This window comes from Magnetococcales bacterium (assembly GCA_015228815.1).
Classification (GTDB): Bacteria; Pseudomonadota; Magnetococcia; order Magnetococcales; family UBA8363; genus UBA8363.
The window spans coordinates 1-7,113 of sequence record JADGCV010000081.1 but is presented as its reverse complement, the minus strand read 5'-3'; the positions used below and the strand labels follow the sequence as shown (position 1 = coordinate 7,113).

7 protein-coding genes are annotated in these 7,113 nt (G+C 55.3%); 3 read left to right on the top strand and 4 right to left on the bottom strand.

Features of this window, described 5'->3' with window-relative positions; genetic code table 11:
* Positions 1 to 273: 273 nt before the first annotated feature.
* The 4 genes from HQL76_17845 to HQL76_17830 form a co-directional block, all read right to left on the bottom strand.
* Positions 274 to 807 (bottom strand): hypothetical protein, encoded by a 534-nt coding sequence (locus tag HQL76_17845; protein ID MBF0111031.1) that lies wholly within the window; start codon positions 805 to 807, stop codon positions 274 to 276.
* Positions 808 to 875: 68 nt separating this feature from the next.
* Complete coding sequence (locus tag HQL76_17840; protein MBF0111030.1) at positions 876 to 1,814, bottom strand: hypothetical protein; 939 nt, start codon at positions 1,812 to 1,814, stop codon at positions 876 to 878.
* A 64-nt stretch (positions 1,815 to 1,878) separates the two neighbouring features.
* Positions 1,879 to 2,946 carry a radical SAM protein gene (locus tag HQL76_17835; protein ID MBF0111029.1) on the bottom strand — a complete coding sequence of 356 codons (1,068 nt, stop codon included), beginning with the start codon at positions 2,944 to 2,946 and terminating at the stop codon, positions 1,879 to 1,881.
* Positions 2,947 to 3,111: 165 nt separating this feature from the next.
* Positions 3,112 to 3,594, bottom strand: coding sequence for a hypothetical protein (locus tag HQL76_17830; protein MBF0111028.1), 483 nt, complete (start codon positions 3,592 to 3,594; stop codon positions 3,112 to 3,114).
* A gap of 459 nt (positions 3,595 to 4,053) precedes the next feature.
* Between HQL76_17830 and HQL76_17825 the strand changes: the two genes are divergently transcribed.
* The 3 genes from HQL76_17825 (at position 4,054) to HQL76_17815 (ending at position 6,636) form a co-directional block, all read left to right on the top strand.
* On the top strand, positions 4,054 to 4,482 hold the full coding sequence (locus HQL76_17825; protein MBF0111027.1) for a hypothetical protein: 429 nt from the start codon (positions 4,054 to 4,056) through the stop codon (positions 4,480 to 4,482).
* Positions 4,483 to 4,626: 144 nt separating this feature from the next.
* Entirely contained in the window at positions 4,627 to 5,646 is a 1,020-nt protein-coding gene (locus HQL76_17820) for a flippase-like domain-containing protein (GenBank protein MBF0111026.1), read from the top strand.
* Positions 5,647 to 5,754: 108 nt separating this feature from the next.
* Positions 5,755 to 6,636, top strand: coding sequence for a squalene/phytoene synthase family protein (locus tag HQL76_17815; protein MBF0111025.1), 882 nt, complete (start codon positions 5,755 to 5,757; stop codon positions 6,634 to 6,636).
* Positions 6,637 to 7,113 lie beyond the last annotated feature (477 nt).

Genomic DNA, 7,113 nt, shown 5'->3' with positions numbered 1-7,113 from the left:
TCCCGATCTCTTCGCAAAAACCGCGAAAAGATCGGGACCAAGGCGCGCGCCTACGCAAGATTCCCGCAAAAACCACGAGGGAATCTTGCTTCGGGTGAAAGGGCACGTGGAAAAACAAAATCAAAAACAAAGTCAAAACCCTGGGGGCAATCCCTTAAGACCCCTTTTTTCTTTCAATAATCCCGAACCGGGGAGGGGTACCTGGGCCATTACGAAAAAAAATGGTCCGGAGAGGGAAAACCCTTTCCGGACCATTTCATGAAATACAAGTGGTCAAACAGTGCTGCTGACCGCATCGGCGACATCGGTTGCGGAATTGTAGGCAGTTGCCGCTTCGATGGCCATCGAGGCGGCATCCGCCACGGTATCACTGGCTTCCATCGCTTCGGTGCTGGCCGCTTCGGAAGCGATCGTCGTTTCCGCCGACTCGGCGCTTTCCGCCAGGGCAATCGCCGAAGACGCGACCGCATCCGATGCCGATGTCGCCACATCCGCCACCGAACTGCTGGCCGAATCGACCGCTGAATTGAAGGCATGGGAAACGCTCGACATGAATCCTTTTTTCTCGGATGCGGCAAGGGGGCCGTTCACCGAACCGACGAACCGGTCGTCGAGAAAGACCTTGTTGGCAAAAAGAAACAGAATCTCCTGGTCAAGCCAGATGCCACGATGTCTCATTGTTTCCTCGGGGTGCTCGATGAACCGGGTAAGATTCCTGGTGTCTTGCCCGAGTTCTCGCAGCAGTTGCAACTGCAACGAAGGATTTGAAACAGGGTGGTTCATTGGATGCGGGGTGATGTGTTCCATAATGGATCCTGCCTTGGGGCGTTGAAGAAATGGGAATGTTCGATGGGATCATGAGGGTTTGATGGGCATCATGACCGTGGTGACGAGGTTGCCACACCCTGGCCGGATTGCGCTTCATCCTGGGGTTGTTCGACCACCAGAGCGCCCTCCTGGGGAAAATCGGCCAGCAGATCCAGGCGATGCAGACGGCATTGCATGGGAATATCGTGGATGCTGTGAATGTTGGTGAAGGTTCGCTTGATCCTGGGTCCCCGACATGCCAACTCCGTCATGTCCATGGGATAAGAGAATGCCCCGCCGAGAATGGTCTCTTCGATGGGTTGGTCAATATGTCCCAAACGCACCCCGGCGATGCCGTTCAACCCGCCGCATGGATAGATTTCTCCCTTGGCATTGACATAAAAGGCCAGGAGACCGGAACAGGGATCGAGGGAAAAAAGGGGAATCTCGTTGCCGTTGCGTTTGGACGGATAAATGATGAAATTGCTTTGGTTGAGGCGGTCCAGGCCGATCAAGCCACTGTCGCGCATTTCTCGAACATTTCCTTTCAGATGAACCTGCATCCCCTCCGCCAACAGTCGATCGACCGCTCCGAGCCATTCCTGCCTGGGTGTGGCGAGAAAACCATCGGCAATCTCAAGAGTGACCCGCTTGATCGGGCGCTGTTCACGATCTTCAGGCAAGGATTCGAGAAACGATTCCAGGTGTTCCCCCCGGACCATGATGGTGACCACGAAACCGATCCGTGTCGCCGTCTCCGCCAATGCCGTCAGGTGTTGCCGCCCTTCGGCGGGAGAACAGTCGCAATGAATATGAACGGTCCGTCCCGGAACGATGTGTTGCAGGAAACGTTCGACGCCCATGGTCCGAATGAACCAATCGTTGAAGCGAAGCAGCCAATTGACCATCGATTCCTTTTCGGGAACGATGTGTCCCTGGGCAGAATTCAAGACAAAAGTGATGCTTCGGTACCATTCCAGTTGGTCCGCGGTAAAGGGGAAGGTCACACTTGGTACTCCAATGGGTCCAGAGGGAAAATTCGTGGCTTTGGAATGACTCCGGGATGAAATCTCAGGCATGGGGGGAAATGAACGCGCATTCCGCCGACAACCGACTTTCAAGATGGGCGGTTGCCGCGGCCAATGCCCTGTGATCCAGGCGCGCATGGTACTCGCGAATGGCCGCGACATGGCGTGGATTGGAAAAAATGGTGACGCACAGGTCGCAACTGTTGCCGTATGTTTCGATGGCGGGAATTTCCAGACCGGCGTCATGAAGGATCGGAATGAAATGCCGTGCCCCGAAAAATACCAGCGTTCGCAATATTTTCGATTGATCCATCCCGCGCACGATCTCTTCGAGGGGCTTGTGATGCACGTTGCCGAAGAGCATCCCGTCGGTATGGTCCAGGCCGGCGCAACAGGGAAAGACATCTCCTGCCGGGTTGATCGCCAGATTCAACACCGAATAGCAGCTTCCTTCTCCTCCCCTGCGGACAAAACGGTCCAGGGGAAGGACATCCCGGGCCCGCCCCACCGAGAACACCGGACCACAGGTGATGCGGGTGACGTGGTCGATCGATTCCGGGGCCAGACGTGAAAGAATCTCGTGATGGGTGTGATCCAGGGTCGCCAGGGTCCTGAGATTGACCGATATGCCGGTCTCTCGGCAAATTGCGATGCAGTTGTCGATGGTTGCCGCGGAAACATAAGGCAGATGCCAATGGTCGGTGCTCAACTCGATGCTGTTGAGCCCCGCCTTTCGTACCCGTTTGGCCACCGCCAATCCCCGGGCTTTGTTTTTCGCCCAGAAGCCGTTGGTCGTCGAGGTCAGGGAGTGATAACCGCATTTTCTGGCATGCTCGAACAGACGAACGCATCGGTCCACATCCAGAAAGGCCTCGCCTCCCGCCAGGTGAAACCTTTTGTGAAGCTGCTGGATCTCCATCCCTTCACGCAGGGCACGTTCGATGACCTCGATCGCCAGATCGGTGGCGCTCCCGGAGAAGGAAGCCCCTTTGGGAGACGACGACTGATAACAGATGTCACAGGCGGCGTTGCATCGATCGGTGCATTCGACCACCAGGGAATGAAAAAACAGCGGGCGATTGAAATGCCGTATCGAACGATTCTCTTTCATGAGGTCTCACATGATGAAGGTGTTTGATGGGGATCGGTCGTGGGAAAAGGAGACACCGATCCAGCATGGAATCGCATTTCCGCGCAGCGGACGATCGCTCATCGCGACCGTCCGTGTATTGCCGCGGACAGTCGCGATCGTTTCCGAGGCTGCCATTCAAGTCATTCAGGGTTTTTGCGGTCCGATGGTCGAAAGCGCCGTGAACGAGGCCGATTCAAGGGCGCTGCTGGCGTTTTGTGCCATGGAAGAGAGCGATGATGAGGCCTGATTGGCGCTTTCGGTAATCGAAGAGGCTGCGGACGAGGCTACATCGGTGGCGGAGTTCGCCGCGTCGGAGACACTGCTGCTGGCCGAATGGACCGCGGAACTGGCGGCATGGGTGACACTCGAAACAAACCCCATGACCTCCAGGGTGGCCTTTGGTCCATCGACCGATTCGTTGAATCCGGGATCGAGAAAAACCTTGTTGGAAAAGAGGGAGAGAACCTCCTGGTCGAGACGGATTCCATGATGTTTCATCGTTTCCATCGGGTCTTCGACAAAACGGTGCAGCAGTTCGGGATGGCGTTCCATTTCCTTCATGAATGCCAATTGCAGCGCTGGATTGGAGATGGGCGGGACTGTTTGACGGCTGGCGGCGTGTTCCATGATTTTTCCTTCGGTTTTGGGAGGATGCCTCGGTGAATTTTATCGTTGACACGTTTGCCTTGTCACGTTTTAAGAAATATACTCGAATATGATAATCTGACAGCGCATCATAGCAATGAAAAATATCATTGTCAAACGATCCAACTCAATATGCGCGCGATTTGAAAAAATTCATATCTTTCGGTGGTGGTTGCGTGGTGGGATGTGGTCCTTTGCGACCGGCGATGGACATGGGATACGACCGCGTCGAACAACGCTTCTTCCTTTCATCAAGACCGTTTCGCCTCATCCCTGGCTGTGGCATAATCACCATCGTGCCATGTTCATGAAACAAACCGGTTGGTTTCCGGTCGGGTGGGGGTGACGGAAATGCCGGGGCGGCATCGTTTCGGGAAGGTCCCGTGGCGGCATGAGCGACATCGCGATCGACCGGAAGAACCGACTTATAGGAGTCCCAGGGTGAAAAAATGGCGCGGATTGGTCATGGGATTGGTGGGCCTGGCATCGGTGGCATTGGTGGCCGGGATGTGGCTGCGGATGCGTCCCGACATTGCGGTCGGCGAGCGCCTGGCCAGGAACAACTGTGATGTCTGTCATGATCTTACCAACGCCCGGAAAACCGAAAAAGGTCCCTACCTTTGGGGCATCGTCGGTCGGAAGGCGGGTGCGGTCGATTTTCCCTACAGTGGTCCTTTTCTCAACCGCATTCGTGACAACCCGGTGATTTGGGACGAGGATAATCTGGAGCGCTTCATCACCAACCCGGCACTCTTCATTCCCCAGGTGCAGATGGCCGAGCACACTCTCGAACATCCCTACGCCTTCGAGGGGATGGATAGTTCGGCCAACCGCCGGGATCTGATCTCCTGGCTCAAGACATTACGGTGAAGCCGCTCCGGAATGCCACCGCGGATTGTTTTCCGGGGCGGACCTTCCCGTGGATGCACGGATACACGAAGGCCCTTCACTCCCGAAAGCCCCTGGTTTGCGGGGATTGTTTTTTCCAAAATTGTCCCGATCGATGGATACCTCATGAAATCACCGATGTTGCGTTCGATTTTTCTCATCGTCAAACTCGCCGTCGCCGGGGCTGTCATTTTCTGGATGTTCAAGGGGGGGAAGCTTGATTGGAGCCTGATTCTGGAGGGCGCTTTGACCCCTTCGGTGATCGGAGTTGGAATCGTGTGCAACCTGGCGTTGGTGTCCTCGGCGGCGGTGCGCTGGTATTGGCTGTTGCAGGGACAGGGGGTGCGTTTTCCGTTCCGGTTCGCGCATCATCTGACCTACATCACGGCCTTTTTCAACCAGTTCATTCCGGGAGGGATTGGCGGCGATGCCTTGCGACTGGCATTCGTCCTCAAGGAAGCACGGGTCCGCAAGGGACAGGCGGCATTGACGATCCTTCTGGATCGACTGGTGGGATTGTTTTCCATGTTCTTGATCGCATCGCTCTTTTCACTGACATTGCTTCCCCGGATCATGACTTCCACCCCACTGTCCCTGCTTGTGTTTTCCACCTGGCTGTTGGTCATCGCCGGTCTTTTGGGAGCGGTCCTGGTGGTGTGGCTCATGCGTCGTGTCGATCGTCTTCCGGCCTGGATGAAGGGACGTCCCGGGGGACGGTTGGATCGATTGTTTCAGTTGGCCGTCGAATTTTCTCTTTGTTTCAGTTCCGAAAAAAAACAGGTCGTCAAGGCGCTGGCCATTTCCATGTTCGGTCAAATGATGGAGGTCGGTTCCCTGATTTGGATCGCCATTCATCTGTCGTTGTTCGTGATGCCGGTCCAAACCTTTTTTTTGGCGGGTCCCTGGGCCTGGGTTGCCAACATTCTTCCGATTTCACCGGGCGGACTTGGAGTCGGGGAAGCCGCGTTCGATCAATTGTGTCAATGGCTGTCGCCGGTTGCGGTGACCGCGGCCTTTGGCTCGATCTTTCTCGTCAACCGGTTGTTCATGATCCTGGCAAGTGTTCCGGGACTGTTGTTTCTTGTGTTTCGCGACCGTTTTCTGCCACGGTCCTTCGATATTCACCCGGATCATCCGGCAACATGATCGGCCTGGCTTTGGAATCGTTGACCTGTTGCGTTGGCGGGCTGGAAATGGCCAGCCTCATGGATTTTGATTGGGAGGCATGAAGTCTTCAAGGTGTGGGGAGGGGCCATGGATCGCAGACCTTTGGACAGATGTCTTGAAATCGCCGCCCGGAACCGTTCGCCCCTGTTTCAGGTTTCGCGTTTGTTTTCCCGGGAAAAGGGTGGTTTGTTTCTCGCGTGTTATGCCGCGATGCGGTTGGTGGACGATCTTGTGGATGAGCGGTTTCTGGTGGAGCGCCAGGGGGAAGAATCCCGGGCTGCGGTCGTTCGTGAACAGGTGGAGCGCTGGCGCGCTCAGGCCTGCGCCGCCGCCAGGGGTGATTTCCAGGCCGTGGCCGATTCCTATGAACCGTTGGTCTTCGAGGCACTCAACCAGACCGCGGGACGTTCGGAACTGGGAGAATGGCCGTGGAATGCCCTGGCTCTTTCCATGATGGCCGACATCGCCAAAAACACCTTGGTCACATGGAACGATTTTCTGACCTATGCCGAAGGGGCGACGGTCGCTCCGGCGACCGTCTTCGTTTACATTCTCTCCTGCCGCCATCACAATGATCGGTTCACGACGCCATGGCCCGTGGCGCATTATCGGGAGCTGGTTCGGGAAATGGCTGTCTTTTGTTATGTGATCCACATCTTGCGCGATCTGGAACGTGATGTTGGCCGGTCCGGACAACTGGTGACCATTCCGGAAGAATTGTTGCGGGCGGCGGGTTTGGATAAATCGCTTCTGGCCCGTTGGGTCATTGACGAACCTTATCGTATCCTGCCGTTAAGGCGTTTGCTTCTCGAAAAGGCGGCGGGGTGTCGGCAACGGGGTTTGGAGCGGCTGGTGGGAGGGGTTGATCTGCCGGCCCTGGAGCGTCAGATCCTGAAAAAATTGCTTGGACATTATCTCGCCCTGTTTGAAGAAATGAGGGTGGAAACAGAAGAAAAATCGTACCCATGAAAGAAAAAAGGTAACTGCCCAGGTACCCTCCGGGTTCAATTATTGAAAGAAAAAAGGGGTCTGGGGGATTGCCCCCAGGGTTTTGATTTTGACTTTGTTTTTCACGCGCCCTTTCACCCGAAGCGAATTTCCGCGTGATTTTTGCGGAAATTCGCGTAGGCGCGCGCCCTTGTCCTGGTCTTTTCGCGGTTTTTGCGAAAAGACCAGGACACATTGCAAGTTTTCAGGCCTTACAACCTGCAATGCGTCTGCCTTCCTTCGCAAAAAACGCGAAGAAAGGCAGACCAAGGCGCGCGCCTACGCAAGATTCCCGCAAAAACCACGAGGGAATCTTGCTTCGGGTGAAAGGGCGCGTGGAAAATCAAAATCAAAATCAAAAACAAAGTCAAAACCCTGGGGACAATCCCCCATATATGGTCCACCCCGCAGATGCGAGAGGAAATTTCATCGATAGTGAAGGAAGAGTTGCACCCATAT

What these genes read in the sequence shown, in the direction of transcription:
- HQL76_17845 (MBF0111031.1), bottom strand. Translation starts at nt 807, where the DNA reads ATGGAACACATCACCCCGCATCCAATGAACCACCCTGTTTCAAATCCT.
- HQL76_17835 (MBF0111029.1), bottom strand. Translation starts at nt 2,946, where the DNA reads ATGAAAGAGAATCGTTCGATACGGCATTTCAATCGCCCGCTGTTTTTT.
- HQL76_17830 (MBF0111028.1), bottom strand. Translation starts at nt 3,594, where the DNA reads ATGGAACACGCCGCCAGCCGTCAAACAGTCCCGCCCATCTCCAATCCA.
- HQL76_17820 (MBF0111026.1), top strand. Translation starts at nt 4,627, where the DNA reads ATGAAATCACCGATGTTGCGTTCGATTTTTCTCATCGTCAAACTCGCC.
- HQL76_17815 (MBF0111025.1), top strand. Translation starts at nt 5,755, where the DNA reads ATGGATCGCAGACCTTTGGACAGATGTCTTGAAATCGCCGCCCGGAAC.